The organism is Sphingomonas sp. IBVSS2 (genome assembly GCF_002127225.1).
Classification (GTDB): Bacteria; Pseudomonadota; Alphaproteobacteria; order Sphingomonadales; family Sphingomonadaceae; genus Sphingomonas.
Genome location: NZ_NFUR01000002.1, coordinates 652,825 through 673,047 on the forward strand (window position 1 = coordinate 652,825; position 20,223 = coordinate 673,047).

The following is a 20,223-nucleotide window of genomic DNA, read 5'->3' on the forward strand; positions in this document are numbered from 1 at the left end:
TCCCGTGGACAAGGCGACGGCGCAGCGACACTCGGGATCGTGTCTTCTCCGGGCGGCGGGATGACGGCGCGTGGTATTGCGCTTCTGTCGCTATGATCATGATGTACCTCGCTGCAGCGCCGCTGCGCTGTCAGCGAGCAACCGGAAGGTCAGCCTCGATCGAACAGCGACAGCGGCGCGGATTTTCGACTAGTGTCGCATGGCATGTTCGTCGGCTCCCCAAGCAACCGAGGGCGGGTGTCTCTGAAGTTTCTACGAAACCTCCTAGATCAACGGCAGAATTTCGACATCGATACGTGCGTTTCCGTTGGCATATCCTGGTATCTTCCACATATACGAAGGTATGCCCTCCCGGTCGGTCCGGCCTCAGTCCGCCTGGGGCAGCGCATCGAGCTGCGCGTGATAGTTCGCGATCAGCGCGGGATCGGCGTCGTTGCGATGCTTGGCGATGAATGCCGCCAGCGCTTGCCGATATTCCGCGACAAAGGCCTTGTTGTTCGGGCTGGCCGCGAATTGCGCCGCGGCCTTCTCCACCGGCCTGCGATCCTCCTGGAGGAGATATTCTTTCCCATAGGGCGACAGGTCGCGCATGATCACGAAATTGCGCGGAAGCCCCGGAATATATCTGATCGCGAACGTCTCGCCCTTGGGCGGGATCATGATGGCGTTCGTGATGGGATAGATGCTGGCGGACATGGTATCGAATCGCGTCACCACGTCCTTGCCGTCCGCCGTCTTCACCACCGCGTCATAGGCCCAGATATTCTGGTCGTTCAGCGTGGAGCTGGTTTCCTCGGACTGGGTGATGACCGCCGTTCCATCGACTCCGAAGGCTTCGAGGAACAGCGCATTGAAGATATGCGCGGTGAAGAGGTTGATCTGGCCATAGATGAAGAAGACCAGGATCAGCCCGTACCAGCCGCCGCTTCCGCGCCATTTCGCCAGCAGACGGCCCAGCAGCACTCCGATGAGGACGAGGACCAGCCAGGCCCAGAAGGGGTGATGGGTGAAGAAGTATGAAATTGCCGAGAGGATGACCATGGCGGACCTTGCCGGAAAAGGGGAGCCGGAGCCGTACGTCGTGCGGCATCGCTATGGGGTGCGCGACTTCTCGTAGCGATCGAGTGCTTCCTGATCGGCCTTGAGGACGAACTCGCACATGAGCAGCGTCTTGCCGGGCAGCGAGGGGCTCTCGCGCGCGACGATCGCAACGATGCCCAGATCGGGCTGCGGCTGCTGGCCCTGGGGCAATGCGCGGGAATAGCCCTTGGTCGCGGTGCCGAGCAGCGTGGAGCGTTCCTTCGTCAACTGATAGCGTTCGGCCAGCGCATCGGCCTGGAGCCCTTCGATCAGAACGCCCACCGCGGTGCCCGCGAAGATGACCTCGCTGCTCTTGAAGCCATCCTGCCCGAGTGCCTGCGGCAGCCTGTAGACATAGGCGCCCAGCATCGACGTATCGGGTTTGGCAAGCTTCTCGGCGGCCTCATAGAGCGTCGTGGCCGTGTCCGTCGTGTAGGGCGGCTTGCAGAGCGCGGCGTCGTAGAACGGGTCCGCCGATGCCGGCGCGGCGAAGAGGGCTCCCGACAGGATCGGGGCGGCGAAAAGGGTGCGAAGCATCGATACTCCCATGCTTGATGCGGGGGTTGAGGACGTCATTTCGGCCAAAGATCCGGCGCCGCCGGGCAGGCATGCTGTTTCACCTCGAGCCGGACAATGTCGTTGTGCCCGCGCATGTCGTCCGGGACATAGCCGACGCGGACCCAGGAATCGGCATGGACCAGGCCGCCCCCCGGCTCGACCCGATGATAGCCGAGCCGGATCTCGTCTGCGGCATAATAGAATTCCCGGCCCCCGACATTCCAGCGCTCGAGGCCGGAATCCGCCTCGTTCGGATTGGCCAGTCCCGGATGGAACTGATCGAGGCACCCTTCGACGCTGGTGAACTGGCCGTTCCTGACCAGGGTTCTCACGGCATCGGCATGCCGGATATCGTGCCAGGTCATCCATCCCGCCCCGGCCGTCCAAACCAGCGCGATCAGCAGGTAGAGCAGCATCTTCCATGGCCGGCGCCAGCAGACGTACAGCACCATCCCGATCAGGCCCAGGCCGACCGCCAGGAAAAACAGGTCGAAGGCATAGGCCGGACGGATCAGATCGGGCTGCCTGGTCAGATCGAAAACGTCCAGAACCCCCCATCTCCCCTGCGGTAGCGCGGCAGCCATCCGTCCCAGTCCCTATGAAATCGCAACGCGGCGATCGGTTGCAGGCGACAGCCAAAAAACCGGCGCTCCCGGATTCGGCCCGGGGGGCGGAAGCGGCCGCCTATCGCAATGCCTCCAATGCCTGGATGATCGGCCGGTCGCCGAGGCGCGGTTTCTCGCCATAGCCGGCGATCGCCCGCCGCAACACCCGTTCGTGCAGGCTCGGATCGGCCTCCTGCAGCTCCGCGATCAGCGCGCGCAGATAGGCATAGGCAGCCAGGCCGTAGGTTTCCGGGGCATGCGACATGGACGGTCTTCCATTGGCTCTGAAGGGGATGGGGATCCGTAATGCCGATGCGAGGCATTGTCGAAGCCCGCCGCGACGGGCTGGACTAGGCTTCGGCACCGACTTCCCTTTGCCATGCACGCAAGCCGCGCAACGCGGCCGCGTGCATCGAGCGGCCGATCTCCACTACCTGCGCGCGCCATGCCGGATCCGCCGGATCATAGGCCGCGCGCAATCTCGCCCGCAGCATCGAACGCAGATCGGCACTCCCCAGTTCGAGCCCCAGGCGCAGCCACCGGTCGATCATCACCGCTTCGAATGCCTCGAAATTCGAGACGGTGCCGATCTCGATCGGCGCTCCCGTGATCTCGATATGCGGTGCCAGCCGGCGCAGACCCGGCAGGAGCAGTCCGGACCAATCCGGCGTCTCGCCCGAATCGAAGGCCTCGTCCTCGCCTTGCAGCCCCTGATCGGCCCACCAGCGAGCCATCCGGTTGCGCGGTGCCGTGCCGGGCGCATCGAGCGCGACGACCAGCGGGCGGCCATAGTCGCCGAAGCCGGTGTGCCATTCGAGATACGCCATGCGGCGACAGGCGGAGAGCTCCCGCTCGACGATCCGCGCGAATGCCGCGTGCGATGGCGACGGCCGGAGGCCGCCAAAGCCGATGCCGCCCGGGTGGCTGTGCTGCCCGCCGGTGAAAGCCGTCAGCGCCGCCGCAGCCCCCAGTTCCTCGGTAAGCGACTGGAACAACGCCCCGACCCGGCTCGACAGGCCGTCGTCCCAGCGATCGGGGCAGATGGTGTCGTGCACGCGGGCGTAATGGGGGTTGGATCGCAGCGGGATATCGAAATCGCAGAAGTTGCGGGAGAGATCGACATTGTCGGCATCGGTCCGGTGGCCATGCGAGACGCCCCAGGGGTTGAGCGCATGGATCATCACCAGGTTGCAGTCCTCTCCCAGCTCGCGCGGATCGAACATCGCGGCAAAGGCGCGCTGCGCGGCGGATCCGGCATGGCCTTCCGCTCCGTGCACCCCCGAGATCGACAGCAAGGTGCCGGACGCGCCGGCCGGCCCGATGACCGCCCAGTCGATGGTCAGCGCTTCGCCCTCGGCTCCGATCCCCGGGAGGGATGCGGACCCGAGCCGCCCGCCCAGCCTCTTCATGGCGGTCCGGAAGCCGCGCCGTGCCTCCGCATAGCTTTCGGCGAACAGCGCCATGGCTCAGCGCGGTGCCGCGGATCGATCGGCAGCGAACAGCGGCACGGTGAACAGGAAGCTCATCAGATACAGGCCGGCCGCGAGGAAGCCGATCATGTGTGCGCCATAGCCGGCCAGGGTGGCGCCGATCGCCGGCCCGATCGCGGAGCCCAGCGCGAGCAGGGCGGCTCCCATGCTGCTCCAGCGGCCGCTGCGGTCGAGCCGGGCCAGCGCGCCCAGGATGAAGGGCAGGCCGAAGAACCAGGCGGTCTTGACGATGATCGCGCCGGCTACATAGGCGGCCATCAGCGGCATCGCGAGCAGCAGCGCAGAGGCGATCAGGCCGGCAAAGGCCAGCGCATTCGGCCCGCGCTGGCCGAAGCGGTGCCCTGCCGCCATCGACAGCAAGGCGCCGGCGATCGCACCGAGCACCGAAATGCCGAGCAGCACGCCCACCTGGCTGCGATCGAAGCCGACCGCGAGGCCCATTCGCTCCTGGAACGACCACAAGGTGGTATGGCCGGCATAGAGGCAGAGCAGCGCCAGCGCGCCGCAACTGGCGGGAACGTTGATCGCCGGGCCACGCCCGATGGTGCCGGCATGCGCCGCTTGCACCGGGCGAGGCGGCGGTGGGATCAATCGCGTGCAGGCGAGGCCGATTGCTGCGACCATCGCCAGTATCGCGACGATGCCGGTCAGGCCGAAGGTCTGGGCGATCCATCCCGACAGGGCGAGCAGCAGAGCGGCATACGCCAGGTTGACGAAGGTGGCGATCGCCCAGACCCGTTGCGGATCGGCCCGCCCGGCATAGGCGGCGAACACCGTCGACGCGGTGAAGCCCATCGCCAGGCCAAAGGCAGCGCGGATCGTCAGCAACGGCACGAAGCCGCCTGCCTTGGCGGTCGACAGGCTGGTGACGATCATGACCGCGAGACCGATCGCGGCGAGCATCGGGCGCCGCGCCCGGTGCAGCACGAGGTAGAAGAGCAGCAGCCCCAGCGCATAGGCGCCGTTCTCCGCGGCCAGCGCCAGGCTCGCCTGGGAAGCGGTGAGGCGAAGTTCGTCGATATAGAGGCCCAGCATCACCGGGCTCAGCGTGGCGCTGGTCATCGCGCCGGTGCCGATGACGATCAATGCGGCCAGGCTGGTCCGCGATTCCCTGGGCATGTCAGGCTGCATGGGCGATCGTCTGGGGCGTGGTGAAGGCGGCGAGGCCGGCGAGCCCGCCCTCGACTCCGAAACCGGATTGCTTGCGCGGCTCGAACGGCGTGCCCAGCGCCATGCCCGGCCGTGCCCCGGCGGTGGCGATCACGTCCACCGATCCGACCCGCAGGCCGGCGGCGATCCGCCCGGCCGCATCCCGGTCCGCGCCCCAGATGGTCGCCGCAAGGCCATAGGGGCCGTCGTCCGCAAGCCGGATCGCTTCGTCCAGATCGGCATATTCCTGCACCGTAAGCAGCGGGCCGAATATCTCCTGCTGGACCAGCGGGCTATCCTGTGCCGGGCCCAGCACCAGTTCGGGCGCGGCATGGAAACCGTTCGCCGGCAGGCCCTCGGGCACGGCCGATAGCGGCTCCACCCGCGCAGTGCGCCGCGCAATCTCCCGAAAGCCCTGGACGGTGTCATATTGCTTGCCGCTGGCGAGCGGCCCCAGCCTCGTCGCCGGATCGCGCGGGTCGCCCACCGGCCAGTCGGCAGCCGCGGCGCGCAGCCCCTCTACCGCGGCTTCCAGGCCACCCCTGGGCACCAGCAGCCGGGTCCGCGCCGAACACCATTGGCCGGTGTTCCAGAAGGCGGCGGCAAAGACGCCGGGCCAGATTTCGGGCTGGCCGATCATGTCGGGCAATACCAGCTGGGGCGACTTGCCGCCGCATTCCATCGTCAGGGGCTTGAGCGACCGCGATGCCGATGCCCGGATGATCGCCTGGCCGGTCGATGTCGAGCCGGTAAAGGCGATCATGTCGACGCCGGGATGCGCCGCGAGCGTCGCGCCGGTCGTGTGCCCGGCCCCCGGCACCACGTTGAACACGCCGGGCGGCAGACCCGCTTCGCTTGCCAGCCTGGCGAGCAGGACGGCCGACCGCGGCGACAGTTCCGACGGCTTGAGGACGAGCGTGTTGCCGGCCGCCAGGATCGGGACCGCGCGGATCAGCACATTGGCGGTGGGGAAATTCCACGGGGTGATCGCGCCGATCACGCCGCGCGGGCGCCGGATCGCGCCCTCGGCGACCTCCTCGAGGGCCGGGATCATGCTGGCATGATGGCCGATCAGCAGCGGCCCTTGCGCGATCAAGGTCCTGGCATCGGCCACCGGACGGCCGACTTCCAGCGTCTCCAGCCAGGCGAGGTGCTCGACTTCCTCGGCAATGCGCGCCGCCCAGGCCAGCAGCAGCGCGGCGCGCTCGGCGGCGTCGATCCGGCCCCAATCCGCCCGCAAGGCCGCGCGCGCCGCGACCACCGCCGCTTCGACCGCCGGCGCGCCGCCATCGTTGAAGTCCCCCGACACCGTGCCGGTCGTCGGGTCGACGCTGACGATCGGATTCCCGCCAAATGCCCGGGCCTCGCCCCGGATCCAGGCGTGACCCAGCGCTTTCGGCAGGGGCGTATCCCATGCCGGGATATTCCGGGCGGCCGGAGAATTCATGAAGAGGTTCCGATCAGGTCTGCGGCCTTGTCGCCGATCATCATCGCGGCGGCCTGGGTGTTCCCGCTGATATGGCGGGGCATGATGGAGGCATCGGCGACGAAGAGCCCCTCGACGCCGCGGACCCGGAGCGCCGGATCGACCACCGAGGCGGCGTCCGATCCCATCCGGCAGGTGCCGACCGGGTGATAGAGCGGCGTCGCGAGGCCGCGGATCTGGCGCTCGGCCTCGGTATCGTCGGCATTCAGGTCGGGCCAGCCGATCCGCTCCTCGACATAGTCGCGGAAAGCCGGTGCATCGACGATCCGGCTGCACAGCGCCACGCCGCGACGCAAGGTCGCGACATCCTCGGGCGCGTCGAGCAACCGGGGAAAGATCAGCGGCGCGGCGGCGGGGTCGCCGCTCGCCAGGTCGATCCGGCCCTTGCTCAGCGGATGGTTCACGCTAGCGACGACGCTGACCATCGGAAACGGTGCCAGCTTGCGTTCGGCGTCGCGGCCGAAGGGCGTGAAGTGGATCTGGATGTCCGGCGCCGACAGCCCGGCCAGGGTTCGCGCGAAGCCGACCGCCTGGGCCGTTGGCGCGGCGGCAGGGCCTTTCCCCGCCAGCCAGAGCAGCAGCGCGCGTGCCATTCCAGCCAGGTTAGCCTGCTGGTTGAGGGTGGGGACCGAGACCCTGAGGCCCATCCAGATGCCGGCATGCTCCATCAGGTTGCGGCCGACTTCGGGGGCGTCGACACGCACCGGAATGCCGAATTCGCGCAGCCGGGCGCCCGGGCCGATTCCCGACAGCATCAGCAGTTGCGGCGTATGGATCGCGCCGCCGGACAGAATGACCGCCCTGCGCGCGAAGATCGTGCGGATCACGCCGCCCTGCTCGAATTCCACGCCGGCCGCCCGGCCATTCTCGAAGATCACCCGGCGTGCCCGTGCCCCTTCCAGCATCCTGGCGCCGCCGCTGGAAATCGCCGGTTTCAGAAAGGCCGTGTAGCTGTCGTGGCGGCGGCCCTTCCTGGCCGAGCTCTGCACATGGCCGATGCCGTCCTGCCGCGCGCCATTGATGTCGGGATTGAACGGCAGGCCCGCTTCGCCGGCCGCGTCGATGAAACGCGGCGTCAATGCATGGACATAGGGCAGGGGAGACACGTGCAGCGGCCCGGTGGCGCCGCGAATCTGGGATTCTGCACCGTCGACGGTTTCGATGCGCCGGAAATAGGGAAGCAGGTCGCGATAGCCCCAGCCTGGTGCGCCGAGATCGCGCCAGGCATCGAAATCCTCGGGCGCGCCGCGGACGAAGATCATCCCGTTGATCCGCGTGCTGCCGCCCGGGCCGAGCCCCCGGGGCCAGTCCTCGGCCCGGTCGAGGCGGCTGGGATCCGGCTGGGAAACCAGTTTCCAGTCGTAGAAGGGGTGGCCGTTGGTGTGGATCGTCGCGGCGGGGATCGCTTCGATCCGCAACCGGCCGGCGCGCCCCGCCTCAAGCACCGCGATCCTGGTTCCGGGCAGTTTCGCCAGCCGCCCGGCCACGGCGCAGCCGCTCGCGCCGGCACCGACCACGACATAGTCGAAATGCTCCCCCGCGGCCTCGGTCATGCCGGCTCGCGGTCCCTGCGGAGCTTGTGGTCGACCAGCTTGAGGAAGAAGCTGGCGCCGATCGGCAGCAGCCGGTCCTCGAAGTCATAGTCTGGGCTGTGGAGCATCGGCGTGTCCTTGGCGACGCCGGTGCCGAGCAGCACATAGGCGCCGGGCAGGCGCTCCAGCATATAGGCGAAATCCTCCGAGCCGGTGACCGGCGGCATGTCGCGGATCACCGCGGCCTGGCCCAGCATCTCGCTCAGCGCGGCCGCGGCGATCCCGGCCTCGCCGGCATGGTTGACGGTCGGCGGGAACAATATCTCGAAGCGCATGTCGCAGGTCACGTCGTGCGCCTGGCCCATGCCGGCACAGCAGCGGCGGAGCTCCGCCTCCAGCGCCTGCATCGTCGCGCCGTCGAATGCGCGCGCGGTTCCTGTCAGGGTCACGACATCGGGGACGACGTTGAACGCGTCGCCCCCATTGATCGAGCCGATGGTGACCACCGCCATGCCGCTTGCCTGGATCCGGCGCGCCGGTATCGCCTCGATCAGCGGCACGAGCGCTGCCGCCGCCGATATCGGGCTGGCCGTGAGATGCGGTGTCGCCGCATGGCCGCCCCGTCCGCGCACCTCCACCTGGAAGCGCGCGGCGCCGGCGCAGGCCGGCCCGGCATGCACCGCCGCGGTGCCCAGCGGCAGCGGCGGCGCATTGTGCAGCGCGAACACCGCGTCGCAGGGAAAGCGCTCGAACAAGCCCGCGTCGATCATCGCCCGTGCGCCGCCCAGGCCCTCTTCTGCCGGCTGGAAGATCAGATTGACCGTCCCGGCGAAATCGCGCCGCCCGGCCAGTATCCGCGCCGCTCCGAGCAGCATGGCGGTGTGGCCGTCATGCCCGCAGGCATGCATCAGGCCGGGCCGGGCCGAGCGATGCGGCGCCTGGCCCCGCTCCTCGATCGGCAGCGCGTCCATATCGGCGCGCAGCCCGATGCTCGGCAAGGCGGCACCCGCAGCGGGTGCATCGCCCCGGATCACGCCCACAACGCCGGTGCCGCCCAGCCCGACATGGGTTTCGATGCCCCAGGCGCGCAGCCGCTCGGCGACGAAGGCAGCGGTTTCCACTTCCTCGAAGCCCAGCTCCGGATGCTGGTGAAAGTGCCGCCGCCAGGCCGTCATCTCGGCCACGAGCGGGGCGATCTCTCGATCCAGAAGCATGGCCGGGTTCATGATGGCTCCAATCGTCGGACCTTCGCCTGTGGGAAGGCACGAACCGACCCTAGGCGCTAATGGCGGCGGCACGCTTATGGCGGCGGCGGATCGATTATGCCGGGCGCACTATTTATGCGGCACCTTATGCAGCACTGCCGCGCGCGACCGACGGGCTCATTCCGAAATAGGCCTTGTAGGCGAGCGAGAAGTTGCTGAGATGGCCATAGCCGCATCGCTCCGCGATCTCGCTGATCGACAGCGTGTCCTCGCCCAGCAGGAAGCGGGCGCTTTCCATCCGTTCCTTCTGCAGCGCCTGGCCGATCGTCTCGCCATAATAGGCGCGGAACGCGGTGTTCAGCCGGGTCCGGTTGGTGCCGACCGCCCTGGCCAGCTCCGCGACGCCGAGCGGCTGGTCGAGATGCTCGGCGATGATCGCGCGAACCTGCTGCACGCGGCGGACTTCGCGCTCGGTGAGGCCGTGATTGTCGGGATGGTTGAACTGGCTGATGAAGAAATCGAGCAGCAGGCAAGTCAATTCGTCGATCTTGGCGCGCTTGAACCGTTCCTGGGTCCAGGGCGAGCGGCGGGCGTCGAGGATCTCGGCGGCGCAGAGCGCGGCGGCGCGCGGCAGCTGGTAGCGCCGGAACAGCAGGCGCTGGGCCAGGAACGCACTGGCCGCCCGGACTTCCCGTGCCTCGTCCTCGAAGCCCGCGATCCGGCCATTGTCCAGGCGAGGAAGGAACAGAGTCACCGAGCGTTCCTCGGTATCGTCGAGAATGATCTGCCGCTTGACGACGCCCAGGGGCTGGTGCGCGATCACCAGGCACTCCCCGGCGATCTCCGAGGCCGGCGCGTCGTTGAACTGATAGTGTCCCGCGCCGGTCAGCTGCACCTTGAAGGTCAGCCGGCCGTCGCCGACCAGCTGCTCGTCGATCCGGCCGCGGGAGCGGCCGTCGATCACCACGCCACTGATCTCGTCGTCGCGGAGGAATTGTTCGAAGCGCCCATTCACATAGTGCGGAACTTTTCCCGGCGGTTGTGCTCCTTGCAGCTCTGCGGTCGCCATGGTCTTGCCTCGATTGGCGGCATGCCAACCCCCAGCTTCGCACGGAAGCCGGTTCCTGCCAAATCGGACCGATCGCGCATATGGCGCGGCGCTTCCGGTCGATTTTCTGCGCGCGCCATAAGCGATCCGGGTCCGCGCATAACAACGTCTCGTCAAAAGGCGTGAAGAGTGATCGGGTTGATTTCCCATAGAGGCGACGCGACCCCCAACAAGGCGCGGCGCGCAGGGCAGGGGACGCCCGGTTGGGAGGGAGGGTAGGACATAATGCGACATCATCTCCACGGCACTGCCTGGACGGCACTAGCGCTTGCGACGATCGGCAGCACCATTCCGCTGGCATCGGCCCAGGCGCAGACACAGCTGCCGGAGCAGCCCAGGCCACAGGAAGAGGGGGCCGCGTCGCCCGACGAGATCGTGGTCACTGCCCGCAAGCGCAACGAACGCCTCCAGGATGCGCCGCTCTCGGTGAACGCCGTTTCGGCGGCGGAACTGCGCCAGGGCAATGTCCGCGACTTCAAGGACGTGCTGCGCAAGGTGCCCGGCGTGTCCTTCTCGGGCGCCGAGCTGGGCCAGAGCCGGTACAGCATCCGCGGCGTCAGCACGACTTCGCCCAGCCCCACCGTCGGCATCTATCTCGACGACATTTCGCTGCTCGGCGCGACCAACGCCTTTAGCGGCGCGGCCGACCCCGTGTTCTTCGATTTCGGCCGGGTGGAGATCCTCAAGGGGCCGCAGGGGACGCTCTATGGCGGCAGCGCGATGGGGGGCGCGATCAAATATGTCAGCCGCGCGCCGGAACCGGGCAGCACCACGCTGGATACCGCAGCGGGCATTTCCAGCACCGCGCATGGCGGCATCTCCTATCAGGGCGAGGCGGTGCTCAACCTGCCGCTGTCCGACAAGCTCGTGCTGCGCACCGGAGCCCTGTATCGCGACAATGCCGGCTTTATCGACAATGTAGCGAACGGCGCCGCCGTCGACGTGCGAACCAGCACCACGGCGCCGCCCGCCGCACTGACGCCGCTCGTGCGCCCCTCGCTGAGCACGCTGGCCGACAGGGACCAGAATTCGGACCATGTGCTGGCCGTGAAGGCGGCGCTGCTCTGGCAGCCCGATCCGTCGCTGGACATCACGCCGGCGCTGTTCCGCCAAGCCTATCGCCAGAAGAACAGCGGCATCTTCTGGACCAATCTTCCCGATCTGCAGAGCTCGTTCCGCCTCGCGCAGCCGACCGACGACGACCTCGGCGTCTATTCGCTGAACATGGTCAAGCATCTGGGCGACGTCGATATCACTTCGCTTACCGCCTATTTCGATCGGTCGGTCCGCTTCGATCGGGACTATTCCTTCTACATCGCGACGCTGGTTCCGGCGCTGTACGGCGTCAACTCGCCCAACGCGTCGAACAGCAGCACCAGGACGTTCAGCCAGGAGCTGCGGGCGGCGTCCGCCAATCCCGCGGCACGGCTGCGCTGGACCGCCGGCCTCTATTATGCACGGCAGCGCGACGCGCTCGACCAGACCGTCACTTCGATCGGAGTCGGGGCGCTGCTCGGGACCGGCACCGACAAGGTCTATCACGGCAATACCGTCAGCAAGCTGACGCAGTTCGCTGCCTTTGCCGATCTCACCTTCGAGATCCTGCCCGGCCTGGATGCCACTGCCGCCCTGCGCTACTTCAATCTCAAGCAGACGATCGACACGCGCGGTGACGGCGTGTTGAACGGCGGGGATACCCACGGGGCGGCCAGCACGCGCGAGAGCGGCGTCAACCCGAAGTTCGGGCTCTCCTATCGCGCCAGCCGCGACAATCTGATCTATGCCAGCGCGGCCAAGGGCTTCCGCCCCGGCGGCGGCAACCCGTTCGCGGTGGCACCAGGCCAGTGCCAGGCCGATCTGGCCAATCTCGGCCTGTCCGCGGTGCCGGTCAGCTTTCGCTCGGATTCGCTATGGACCTATGAGGTCGGGAGCAAGAACCAGTTCCTCGATCGCCGCCTGACCCTGAACGGCGCCGCCTTCTATACCGACTGGAAGAACATCCAGCAGAACGTCTTCCTGCCGGGATGCGGCTTCTCGTTCAGCGGCAATGTCGGCGGCGCGGAGATCAAGGGCGCGGAGCTGGCCGCCCAGTTCGCGACGGGCGGCCTGACGCTCGGCGCGGCCGCGAGCTATACCGATGCCAAGATATCCAGGAGCGCGCCCGGGGTCTCGGCCAAGGTGGGCCAGCCGGTCCTCGATACGCCGAAATGGATCGCCAACGCCAATATGGCCTATCGCGTCGCGCTCGGCGGCGGTGTCAGCGCGACGGCGCGGGCCGACTATCAATATCGCAGTTCGAGCCTGCGGGGGTTCGAGGACAGCTTCATCGTCAACACGCCGGCCGGTCCGGTCGCGGCCAGCAACTTCACCCGGCGGCAAAAGGCCTATGACGTCGTCAATCTCGGCCTGTTGATCGATACCGGCGTCTGGCAGGTCGATCTGTTCGTCAACAACCTGCTCGATAAGGCGCCGCTGCTCGACCATAATGTCGTGAGCGGGATCGAGGCGGCCATCACCCTGCGGCCCAGGACGATCGGCATGAGCGTGCGCCGGCAATTCTAGATGCGTCGGAGGCTGCTCTTGAAGCGGGCGGGGCTGCTCGCCCTGGCGGGGTGCGGGGCGATCGTTCTGCTGGGGTTGCTGGGCATGGGTCCGGTCGCCACCGTCATCGCGACTTTCGGGTCGCCGGCGCGGCCCTTCGATGCCGCGCAGGTGCCGCCCGAACCCGATTATGCCAGGGCCGATGCCTGGCTGGCGTTTCCGGGCCGAGGCGGGCTGGAGCGCTCGACGCCGCCGGGCATGGCCGCGGTGGAGGAGGGCGCGGCGCCGGCCGATGTCTTCTTCATCCACCCGACCACTTATCAGCAGAGCGATGTCTGGAACGTCGCCTATACCGTGCCGTCCGAATTCGATCCCGCCGTTCTCCTCGGCCAGGCCAGCGCGTTCAACGGCTGTTGCCGCATCTTCGCGCCGCACTATCGCCAGGCCTCGCTGCGTGCGCTGGAGAAGAGCCGCCCGGCGGTGGCGCTCGCCTATGCCGATGTCGCGCGGGCCTTTCGCCATTTCATCGCGCATGAGAATCACGGGCGGCCGTTCCTGATCGCCGCGCACAGCCAGGGCGCGATGCACGCGGTGCGGCTCCTTCAGGCGGAGATACTGGGTACGCCGCTCCAGGCCCGGCTGGTCGCCGCCTATGTGGTCGGGGCCTATGCGCCATCGGATTTCGGAACGATCGGCCTGCCGATCTGCGACGATGCGCGCCAGACCGGCTGCATCCTGTCCTGGAACACCAGCCAGAAGGGCCGGACCGGCGCATTTCGCCTGGTGCGCGACAAGACCTATTGGTGGCGCGGCCGCGAAAAGGACAAGGGCCAGCCGCCGGCGATCTGCGTCAATCCGTTGACCTGGCGCCGCGAAGGCGCGGCCCCCGCCGCCGCCAACCCCGGCAGCCTGCCCTTCCCGAAGGCGCGGGCCGACGCGCCGGGCCGGACCCTGACGGCGCTGACGCCGCATCTAACCGGCGCGGCGTGCGAGGCGGGGTTGCTCAACGTCGATATCCCATGGTCCGCGCCGCGCGGCTTCCAGGATGTCTTGAGCGTCCTTTTCGGCAGTTATCACCTCGGCGACTATGGCATCTTCTACGCGGCGATCCGGCGCAATGCGTCGGAACGCGTCGACGCCTGGAGAGCGGCGCACCCGGATCGCGTCGCCGGAAGCTAGGCCAGGCACCGGCGCGCGCGTTTTCCCGCGTCGCCCGGTGCTAGCGGGGCTTTCGGGTGCCGAGCCAAAGCTGTTGTCCACAGCCATTGCGGACGGGGCGACACTACCCATGTTGCCTCGACCCTCGCCGAGCCCCTAGATGCGGGGCTCAGCCATTTCGGAAACCATGATGACCGCCACCCATTCGACTCGCATGCTGATCCTCGGCTCCGGCCCTGCCGGCCTGACCGCCGCCATCTATGGCGCGCGCGCCGGCCTGTCGCCGATCGTGGTGCAGGGCATCCAGCCGGGCGGCCAGCTGATGACCACCACGGACGTCGAGAATTATCCCGGCTTCCGCGACGTGATCCAGGGGCCCTGGCTGATGCAGGAGATGCAGGCCCAGGCCGAGCATGTCGGCGCGCAGATGATGTGGGACACGATCGTCGAGGTCGATGTCTCGCAGCGGCCGTTCCGCATGGTCGGCGACAGCGGCACCGTCTATCTGGGCGACGTGCTGGTGATCGCCACCGGCGCCCAGGCCAAATGGCTGGGCCTCGATTCGGAACGGCTGCTCCAGGGCAAGGGCGTGAGCGCCTGCGCAACCTGCGACGGCTTCTTCTTCCGCGGCAAGAAAGTGGCGGTGATCGGAGGCGGCAACACCGCGGTTGAGGAGGCCCTCTACCTCACCAATCACAGCCATGACGTGACGGTGATCCACCGTCGCGATTCGTTCCGCGCCGAGAAGATCCTGCAGCAGCGCCTGTTCGCCAACGAGCGGATCAGCGTGCTGTGGAACAAGAAGGTCGAGCGCTTCATCGCCGGCGGCCAGCCCGAAGGGCTGGTGGGGATCGAGTTGAAGGACATGGAGACCGGCGAGCTGTCGCAGATCGAAGTCGATGGCGGCTTCGTCGCGATCGGCCATCATCCGGCGACGGAGCTGTTCCGCGGCCATATCGACCTCGACGACGATGGCTACATCCGGGTCGAGACCGGCACCACCAAGACGAGCGTGCCCGGCGTGTTCGCCTGTGGCGACGTGATGGACAAGCAGTATCGCCAGGCGGTTACCGCCGCCGGGACCGGCTGCATGGCCGCGCTCGACGCAGAGCGCTTCCTGGCCGAGGCGGATTTCGAGACGGTGGTGCAGCACGCGGCGGAGTGAGGGAGCCGTCATCCCGGCGAACGCCGGGATCTCGTGTCGCAAGCCCTACTCGCCTGAGATCCCGGCCTTCGCAGGGACGGCGAGTTGATCCAGCACTTTCTCCAGCAGCCAGCGCTTGTCGGCGGCGCTCGCGAAGCTGTGGCTGTCGCTGTCGAGCTGCTCGATCCTTACCTTCCCCCGCGCCGCGTCGAAGACCGGGTCCCTGAAGGCATCGGCAAAGGCGATGGCGGTATTGTCGCCTCTGGCCAGCAGGATCGTCACCGGCACCTGCGTTTCGGCCAGCGCCACGGCCATATGGGCAGAGAGATCCGCCGGCACCTGGGATGGCTTCTGCGATATCTTGCGCAAGCCATTGACCAGATTGGCGATATTAACGCCGCCGCGTAGCAGCCTCAGCCATTCCTTCGGGTCGCGCAGCTTGCTCGCATAGCGGGCGCGGATCGCGGCGGCGGGCGGCATCTCGTCGCTCGGCTCGATGGACCAGGGGTTGGCGAGGATCAGGGCATCGATGCCCGCCTGGGCGTGGAAGAAGGCGAGGGCAGTCGCGGCATCGCAATTCCCATAGGCGACGATCCGCTCGACGCCGGTTTCGCGAAAGGCCCTGGCGGCGGCGGCGATGTCTTCGGCACTCGACTCGAACCCGCGATTCTCGCCGGTAGAATCCCCGATCCCGCGCCGATCGAAGCGCAGGACCGGATAGTCGGCGCGAGCGACACGCTCGGCCAGCAACGCCATGCCGCGATGTGCGCCGATGCGGATCTCATTGCCGCCGGAAACGACGAGCAGGCCGGTGGTCTCGGCCGCTTCGTCGAGCGTGCCGAGCAATGTCTCGCCGGCGCAGGGGAACGCGATCAGCTTTCGCATGTGCGGACCCAGGCGGCGATATCGTCGGCGAGCAGGACGGCGAGCGCGGGATCGTTGTCCGGCTCGGCACGGCGCCAGAGCGGGGTGCCTTCCACTCTGCGCGCTGCATAGGCGGTGTCCGAGGCCAGGCGGACTATCCGGGCGTCCGGCGCGGGCCGCGCAGTGGAAAGCTCGCCGAGCAGGGCCGGAGCAAGCAGATTGCCGGCGATCTCGATCGGCGCGTCGCCTCCGAGGATGGGCGAATCCAGGTCATGGCGCTGCGGGTCGGCGGCGATCGCGGCCCGCTTCAGCTCGCGCAGGAGCTTCTCGCCGAGCATAGGCGCGAAATGCCAGCGACCGGCGACGGGCGCTAGCGCATCGAGCAGCGCGCCGCTGCGCACGCCCAGCGCATAGCAGTTGCGTCCCTCGCGATCGAACTTGTCGCAGGCGAAGCCGAATGCGTCCTGCATCTTGAGGATGGAGGATTTGTCGGTCGGCATCAGGCTCTCGCCCTGGCCCGGCAGATCGGGCAGGGCACCCGCGATGCCGCGTGCGGCAAGCAGGCGCAGGATCGTCACCACGAAGGCGCGGGTGCGGTTGGCTTCCTCGAACAGCGGCAGCGCCGCGACCACGACCGGGCCGGTGGCGGGGCCGAAGCGCAGCATCGCCTCGCGCCCGCCGGCCCAGTCGTAGTGATCGATCACCGGAGCGCCTTGGCCGCCGCGAAGCGGGTGAGGGCACCGAAGCTCTCGAGCATCTCGCCATCCACCTCGTCATCCTCGATCAGGATGCCGAGCCGGTCCTCCAGCTCGGTGAGGACACCCGCCACGGCAAGCGAATCGAGCTCGGGCAGCGCCCCGAAAAGCGGCGTGTCCGCGCGGAAATCGGCCACGCGCTCCGCGCTCAGGCCCAGCACGTCGCGGAGCACGCCGCGGACGGTATCTTCGACTTGGAGCGACCCATCGGGCTGCAATGCACTTCCCCTGCCGGTTTTTCGCTCCCGTAAGGGTTGGCGCGGGCGCTGCCAAGTATAAGGGTGTGCGGGTGATACCGCTCGACCCCGTTCCCCGGCCTCTCGATGCCCTGCCGTCGCGCGGTAAGCCCGAGGCCGTGGCGCTGGAGGACAAGGCGGGCACGCTCACCTATGCCCAGCTGGAGGCGGCCGTGGGCGGCATGGCCCATGCTCTCCGCGCGCTGGGGCTGGAGCCGGGCGAGCGGGTGGCCAGCTGGCTGCCCAAGACGCGGACCGCCTGCCTGATGCCGCTGGCGGCGGCGCGGGCGGGGCTGGTGCACGTGCCCGTGAACCCGGTGCTCAAACGGGCCCAGGTGGCACATATCCTCGCCGATTCGGGCGCGCGGGCGCTGGTTTCCCAACAGGCGCGTCTTGCCGCCCTCGAAGTTGGCGATATTGGCGCCGACTGCCGGGCGGTGGACGAGGGCGTGTTGATCTCGGAGCGGACGCTTCCGCCCTCCGAAGCTGGCCCCGATGCGCTCGCGGCGATCCTCTATACCTCCGGATCGACCGGCAGGCCGAAGGGCGTGATGCTGAGTCACGCCAATTTATGGCTGGGAGCCATAAGTGTAGCCCATTATCTTGAGATAGAATCTGAGGATCGCGTGCTCGGAGTGCTGCCACTCAGCTTCGACTATGGGCAGAACCAGCTCTTCTCCACCTGGGCTGCAGGCGCCCGGGTGGTGCCGCTCGATTACCTGACTGCGCGCGACGTCATAAAGGCAGTCGAACGCTTCGGCATCACCAGCCTGGCCGGGGTCCCGCCGCTATGGGTGCAGCTGCTCGAGGCGGAATGGCCGGTTGAGACTGCATCGAAGCTTCGTCGCCTAACCAATTCGGGTGGCGCACTTACCCTGAGGATGGTGCGCGACCTGCGGGCGCGTTTCCCCAATGCCGACCTCTATCCGATGTACGGGCTGACCGAGGCGTTCCGATCGACCTATCTCCATCCCCGGCTGGTCGACGCGCATCCCGATGCCATCGGCACGGCGATTCCGTTCGCCGAGATCCTCGTGGTCGGTCCGGACGGCGCACCGGCCTCCCAGGGCGAACTGGTCCATGCGGGTCCGCTGGTCGCCCAGGGCTATTGGCGCGACCCCGAGCGGACGGCGCAGCGCTTCCGCCCCGCGCCCGCCTTTGCCGAGAGCGGCGGCATGGCGGTGTGGTCGGGCGACACGGTGCGGCTGGGCGAGGACGGGTTGCTCCGCTTCGTCGGCCGCGACGACGAGATGATCAAATCGGCCGGCAACCGGATCAGCCCCACCGAGATCGAGGAAGCCGTGCTCTCGGGCGGCGAGACCGGCGAGGCTGCGGCATTCGGCGTGGCGGACGAAAGGCTGGGCCAGGCGATCATGGTGATCGCGCGCGGCGACGGCAGCCGCGAGGCCGCGCTGCGCGAGCGGCTGCGGCGCGAACTGCCGAGCTTCATGCAGCCGGCGCGCTACGACTGGCGCCCGGAGCTCCCGCGCAACGCCAATGGCAAACTGGACCGGGCGGCGCTCAGGGCGAATTTGGGGGACAAATGACCGTTACCGCGAAACCGCATGGCCCGATCCCGCCCGAATTTGCGGCATTGCGCGAACTGCCATGGCCGGACGCCCAGACCCCGGCCTATGTCTATGACTTCACGGTGGTGGCGGCGCGCATCGCCCGCCTGCGCGCGGCGCTGCCCGGCAATATCGGCGTTCATTATGCCATCAAGGCCAACCCCTTCCCGCCGCTGCTCGAACGCATCGCGCCGCTGGTGGACGGGATGGACGTGGCCTCGGCGGGCGAACTGGCCCGGGCGCGTGACGTCATGGCGGCGGCGGACATCAGCTTCGCCGGGCCCGGCAAGCGCGATTCCGAGCTGGAAGCCGCGCTGGGCGCGGGGGTGACGCTCAATCTCGAATCGGAGGCCGAGGCCGAGCGCGCATTCGCGATCGGGGCCCGGCTGGGCGTGACGCCGCGGCTCGCGGTGCGGGTGAACCCGGATTTCGAGCTGCGCGGATCGGGGATGAAGATGGGCGGGCGTGCCTCGCCCTTCGGCGTGGATGCGCGCCGGGCGGCGGCGCTGGTGCGGCGGGTGATCGAGGCCGGTGCGGAATGGCGCGGTTTCCACATCTTCGCCGGATCGCAGGCGCTGGATGCCGCCTCGGTGATCGAGACCCAGGCGGCCACGGTGGCGCTCGCCGCGCGGCTGGCGGACGAGGCCGGTGCGCGGCCGCCGCTGGTCAACCTGGGGGGCGGCTTCGGCATCCCCTATTTCCCCGGCGACGCGCCGCTCGACGTGGCGGCGGTGGGCGCGGCGCTGGGCGAGGCGATCCGGGGGCTGGACACCGAATATGCCGTGGAGCTCGGCCGCTGGCTGGTGGGCGAGGCGGGCGTGTACCTTGCCCGCGTGGTCGACCGGAAGGAGAGCCAGGGGGAGACCTTCCTGGTGGTCGAGGGCGGCTTGAACCATCACCTCGCCGCCACCGGCAATTTCGGCACGGTGGTGCGCCGCAACTATCCCGTGGCGGTGGCGCACCGGATGCAGGATCCGGCCGAGGAAGTGGTGACGATCGTCGGCCCGCTCTGCACGCCGCTGGACCGGCTGGCCGACCGCGTGGCGCTGCCCCGTGCCGAGGTGGGGGACAGGATCGCGGTGTTCGCCTCCGGGGCCTATGGGGCCAGCGCGAGCCCCAGCGCGTTCCTGGGGCATCCGCCGGCGGCCGAATTGCTGGTCTGAGCCGGGATCAGCACGGCCCGGGCCGGTGCACCTGCAGCACGGTGAGGTGGCGATCGGGCCACAGGATCGACTGGCCGGTCCGCAGCCCGATCAGCGCCGCGCCGACGGGCGTGAGGATCGAGATTCGCCCCCGGGAGATGTCCGCGTCGGGCGGGTAGACGAGCGTGACGGTGCGCCGCGTGCCGTTGCTGTCGTCGACGAACTCCACCGTGGAGCCCATCGTCACCGTGTCGGGCGAGATGGCGGCCGCGCTGTGCAGCCTCGCGCGTTCGGTCTCGCGGAGCAGCAGCGCGCTGACCGCGGGAAAGCGGCGCTCGACACTGAGCGCCAGGCCGGCGAGCCGCTCGGCTTCGGAATCGATCATGTCGATCGGCGGCCGGCTGGCCGCCTTGCGGGTCTTGCTCATATTCTGGAACTCCCAGGCAAAGGCGGCGATGCCGCCGGGGCGCCGAACGGCGCATCGCTTGGCCCCGGATCTCCGGGACATGCCTGAGGAGAACCCGGGGCTAGTTGCCTGCCAGGGACTGTCCCGCGTGAATGCGGTATCGCAGCGTGGGTGCGCGAAGCATCATGTGGGGAGG

Annotated in this window: 19 protein-coding genes; 5 read left to right on the forward strand and 14 right to left on the reverse strand. The window is 68.3% G+C overall.

Translation table 11 applies throughout. The annotated features are described in order from the left end of the window. Positions 1–366: 366 nt before the first annotated feature. From CAP40_RS09110 to CAP40_RS09155, 10 genes are all read right to left on the reverse strand, one after another. Positions 367–1,041, reverse strand: coding sequence for a hypothetical protein (locus CAP40_RS09110; protein ID WP_086129045.1), 675 nt, complete (start codon positions 1,039–1,041; stop codon positions 367–369). A gap of 51 nt (positions 1,042–1,092) precedes the next feature. Beyond that, a complete protein-coding gene (locus tag CAP40_RS09115; RefSeq protein ID WP_086129393.1) occupies positions 1,093–1,617 on the reverse strand; it encodes a hypothetical protein in 525 nt (174 codons plus the stop codon). A gap of 35 nt (positions 1,618–1,652) precedes the next feature. After that, positions 1,653–2,222 (reverse strand): hypothetical protein, encoded by a 570-nt coding sequence (locus tag CAP40_RS09120; RefSeq protein WP_086129046.1) that lies wholly within the window; start codon positions 2,220–2,222, stop codon positions 1,653–1,655. Positions 2,223–2,322: 100 nt separating this feature from the next. Beyond that, positions 2,323–2,508 (reverse strand): hypothetical protein, encoded by a 186-nt coding sequence (locus tag CAP40_RS09125; protein WP_086129047.1) that lies wholly within the window; start codon positions 2,506–2,508, stop codon positions 2,323–2,325. Between the two features lie 85 nt (positions 2,509–2,593). Then, positions 2,594–3,706 (reverse strand): DUF2817 domain-containing protein, encoded by a 1,113-nt coding sequence (locus tag CAP40_RS09130; RefSeq protein WP_086129048.1) that lies wholly within the window; start codon positions 3,704–3,706, stop codon positions 2,594–2,596. Between the two features lie 3 nt (positions 3,707–3,709). Next, on the reverse strand, positions 3,710–4,852 hold the full coding sequence (locus CAP40_RS09135; RefSeq protein WP_086129049.1) for an MFS transporter: 1,143 nt from the start codon (positions 4,850–4,852) through the stop codon (positions 3,710–3,712). A 1-nt stretch (position 4,853) separates the two neighbouring features. Continuing rightward, positions 4,854–6,329, reverse strand: coding sequence for an aldehyde dehydrogenase (locus CAP40_RS09140; protein ID WP_086129050.1), 1,476 nt, complete (start codon positions 6,327–6,329; stop codon positions 4,854–4,856). Then, positions 6,326–7,921: a GMC family oxidoreductase gene (locus tag CAP40_RS09145; RefSeq protein ID WP_086129051.1), complete on the reverse strand. Its 1,596-nt coding sequence runs from the start codon at positions 7,919–7,921 to the stop codon at positions 6,326–6,328. The genes CAP40_RS09140 and CAP40_RS09145 overlap by 4 nt, the downstream gene beginning before the upstream one ends. Beyond that, positions 7,918–9,114: an amidohydrolase gene (locus tag CAP40_RS09150; RefSeq protein WP_086129394.1), complete on the reverse strand. Its 1,197-nt coding sequence runs from the start codon at positions 9,112–9,114 to the stop codon at positions 7,918–7,920. The genes CAP40_RS09145 and CAP40_RS09150 overlap by 4 nt, the downstream gene beginning before the upstream one ends. Positions 9,115–9,250: 136 nt before the next feature. Then, positions 9,251–10,120, reverse strand: coding sequence for an AraC family transcriptional regulator (locus CAP40_RS09155; protein ID WP_179188012.1), 870 nt, complete (start codon positions 10,118–10,120; stop codon positions 9,251–9,253). Positions 10,121–10,438: 318 nt separating this feature from the next. Here CAP40_RS09155 and CAP40_RS09160 point away from each other — a divergent pair, with 318 nt between their 5' ends. The 3 genes from CAP40_RS09160 to trxB all read left to right on the forward strand — a co-directional run bounded on the left by CAP40_RS09160 (position 10,439) and on the right by trxB (position 15,077). After that, positions 10,439–12,775, forward strand: a complete 2,337-nt coding sequence (locus CAP40_RS09160; protein ID WP_086129052.1) for a TonB-dependent receptor — start codon at positions 10,439–10,441, stop codon at positions 12,773–12,775. After that, the gene (locus CAP40_RS09165) at positions 12,776–13,933 is read left to right on the forward strand and encodes a DUF3089 domain-containing protein (RefSeq protein ID WP_086129053.1); all 1,158 of its coding nucleotides are present in this window, start codon (positions 12,776–12,778) and stop codon (positions 13,931–13,933) included. It abuts the gene before it with no gap. A 169-nt stretch (positions 13,934–14,102) separates the two neighbouring features. Next, the gene (gene trxB / locus CAP40_RS09170; protein ID WP_086129396.1) at positions 14,103–15,077 is read left to right on the forward strand and encodes a thioredoxin-disulfide reductase; all 975 of its coding nucleotides are present in this window, start codon (positions 14,103–14,105) and stop codon (positions 15,075–15,077) included. Positions 15,078–15,122: 45 nt separating this feature from the next. On the opposite strand, the gene CAP40_RS09175 is transcribed toward trxB, so the two are convergent. Genes CAP40_RS09175 through CAP40_RS09185 form a run of 3 tightly spaced genes read right to left on the reverse strand, consistent with a single transcriptional unit; the run spans position 15,123 to position 16,893 of the window. Beyond that, positions 15,123–15,941, reverse strand: coding sequence for a hydrolase 1, exosortase A system-associated (locus CAP40_RS09175; RefSeq protein WP_086129054.1), 819 nt, complete (start codon positions 15,939–15,941; stop codon positions 15,123–15,125). After that, on the reverse strand, positions 15,929–16,624 hold the full coding sequence (locus CAP40_RS09180; RefSeq protein WP_086129055.1) for a hypothetical protein: 696 nt from the start codon (positions 16,622–16,624) through the stop codon (positions 15,929–15,931). Before CAP40_RS09180 ends, CAP40_RS09175 begins: the two co-directional genes overlap by 13 nt. Then, positions 16,621–16,893: an acyl carrier protein gene (locus CAP40_RS09185; protein ID WP_086129056.1), complete on the reverse strand. Its 273-nt coding sequence runs from the start codon at positions 16,891–16,893 to the stop codon at positions 16,621–16,623. The genes CAP40_RS09180 and CAP40_RS09185 overlap by 4 nt, the downstream gene beginning before the upstream one ends. Before the next feature lie 71 nt (positions 16,894–16,964). Between CAP40_RS09185 and CAP40_RS09190 the strand changes: the two genes are divergently transcribed. Further along, positions 16,965–18,458, forward strand: a complete 1,494-nt coding sequence (locus tag CAP40_RS09190) for an acyl-CoA ligase (AMP-forming), exosortase A system-associated (protein ID WP_179188014.1) — start codon at positions 16,965–16,967, stop codon at positions 18,456–18,458. Then, positions 18,455–19,642: a pyridoxal-dependent decarboxylase, exosortase A system-associated gene (locus CAP40_RS09195; protein ID WP_086129057.1), complete on the forward strand. Its 1,188-nt coding sequence runs from the start codon at positions 18,455–18,457 to the stop codon at positions 19,640–19,642. The genes CAP40_RS09190 and CAP40_RS09195 overlap by 4 nt, the downstream gene beginning before the upstream one ends. A gap of 7 nt (positions 19,643–19,649) precedes the next feature. Here CAP40_RS09195 and rnk read toward each other — a convergent pair whose 3' ends face one another. Next, entirely contained in the window at positions 19,650–20,048 is a 399-nt protein-coding gene (gene rnk, locus CAP40_RS09200) for a nucleoside diphosphate kinase regulator (RefSeq protein ID WP_086129058.1), read from the reverse strand. Positions 20,049–20,223 lie beyond the last annotated feature (175 nt).

Excerpts from the sequence above, each read along its gene's own strand:
- CAP40_RS09120 (WP_086129046.1), bottom strand. The coding sequence starts at position 2,222 with ATGGCTGCCGCGCTACCGCAGGGGAGATGGGGGGTTCTGGACGTTTTC.
- CAP40_RS09140 (WP_086129050.1), bottom strand. The coding sequence starts at position 6,329 with ATGAATTCTCCGGCCGCCCGGAATATCCCGGCATGGGATACGCCCCTG.
- CAP40_RS09125 (WP_086129047.1), bottom strand. The coding sequence starts at position 2,508 with ATGTCGCATGCCCCGGAAACCTACGGCCTGGCTGCCTATGCCTATCTG.
- CAP40_RS09160 (WP_086129052.1), top strand. The coding sequence starts at position 10,439 with ATGCGACATCATCTCCACGGCACTGCCTGGACGGCACTAGCGCTTGCG.
- CAP40_RS09115 (WP_086129393.1), bottom strand. The coding sequence starts at position 1,617 with ATGCTTCGCACCCTTTTCGCCGCCCCGATCCTGTCGGGAGCCCTCTTC.
- CAP40_RS09195 (WP_086129057.1), top strand. The coding sequence starts at position 18,455 with ATGACCGTTACCGCGAAACCGCATGGCCCGATCCCGCCCGAATTTGCG.
- CAP40_RS09110 (WP_086129045.1), bottom strand. The coding sequence starts at position 1,041 with ATGGTCATCCTCTCGGCAATTTCATACTTCTTCACCCATCACCCCTTC.
- CAP40_RS09165 (WP_086129053.1), top strand. The coding sequence starts at position 12,776 with ATGCGTCGGAGGCTGCTCTTGAAGCGGGCGGGGCTGCTCGCCCTGGCG.
- CAP40_RS09175 (WP_086129054.1), bottom strand. The coding sequence starts at position 15,941 with ATGCGAAAGCTGATCGCGTTCCCCTGCGCCGGCGAGACATTGCTCGGC.
- trxB (WP_086129396.1), top strand. The coding sequence starts at position 14,103 with ATGACCGCCACCCATTCGACTCGCATGCTGATCCTCGGCTCCGGCCCT.
- CAP40_RS09145 (WP_086129051.1), bottom strand. The coding sequence starts at position 7,921 with ATGACCGAGGCCGCGGGGGAGCATTTCGACTATGTCGTGGTCGGTGCC.
- CAP40_RS09135 (WP_086129049.1), bottom strand. The coding sequence starts at position 4,852 with ATGCCCAGGGAATCGCGGACCAGCCTGGCCGCATTGATCGTCATCGGC.
- rnk (WP_086129058.1), bottom strand. The coding sequence starts at position 20,048 with ATGAGCAAGACCCGCAAGGCGGCCAGCCGGCCGCCGATCGACATGATC.
- CAP40_RS09130 (WP_086129048.1), bottom strand. The coding sequence starts at position 3,706 with ATGGCGCTGTTCGCCGAAAGCTATGCGGAGGCACGGCGCGGCTTCCGG.
- CAP40_RS09150 (WP_086129394.1), bottom strand. The coding sequence starts at position 9,114 with ATGCTTCTGGATCGAGAGATCGCCCCGCTCGTGGCCGAGATGACGGCC.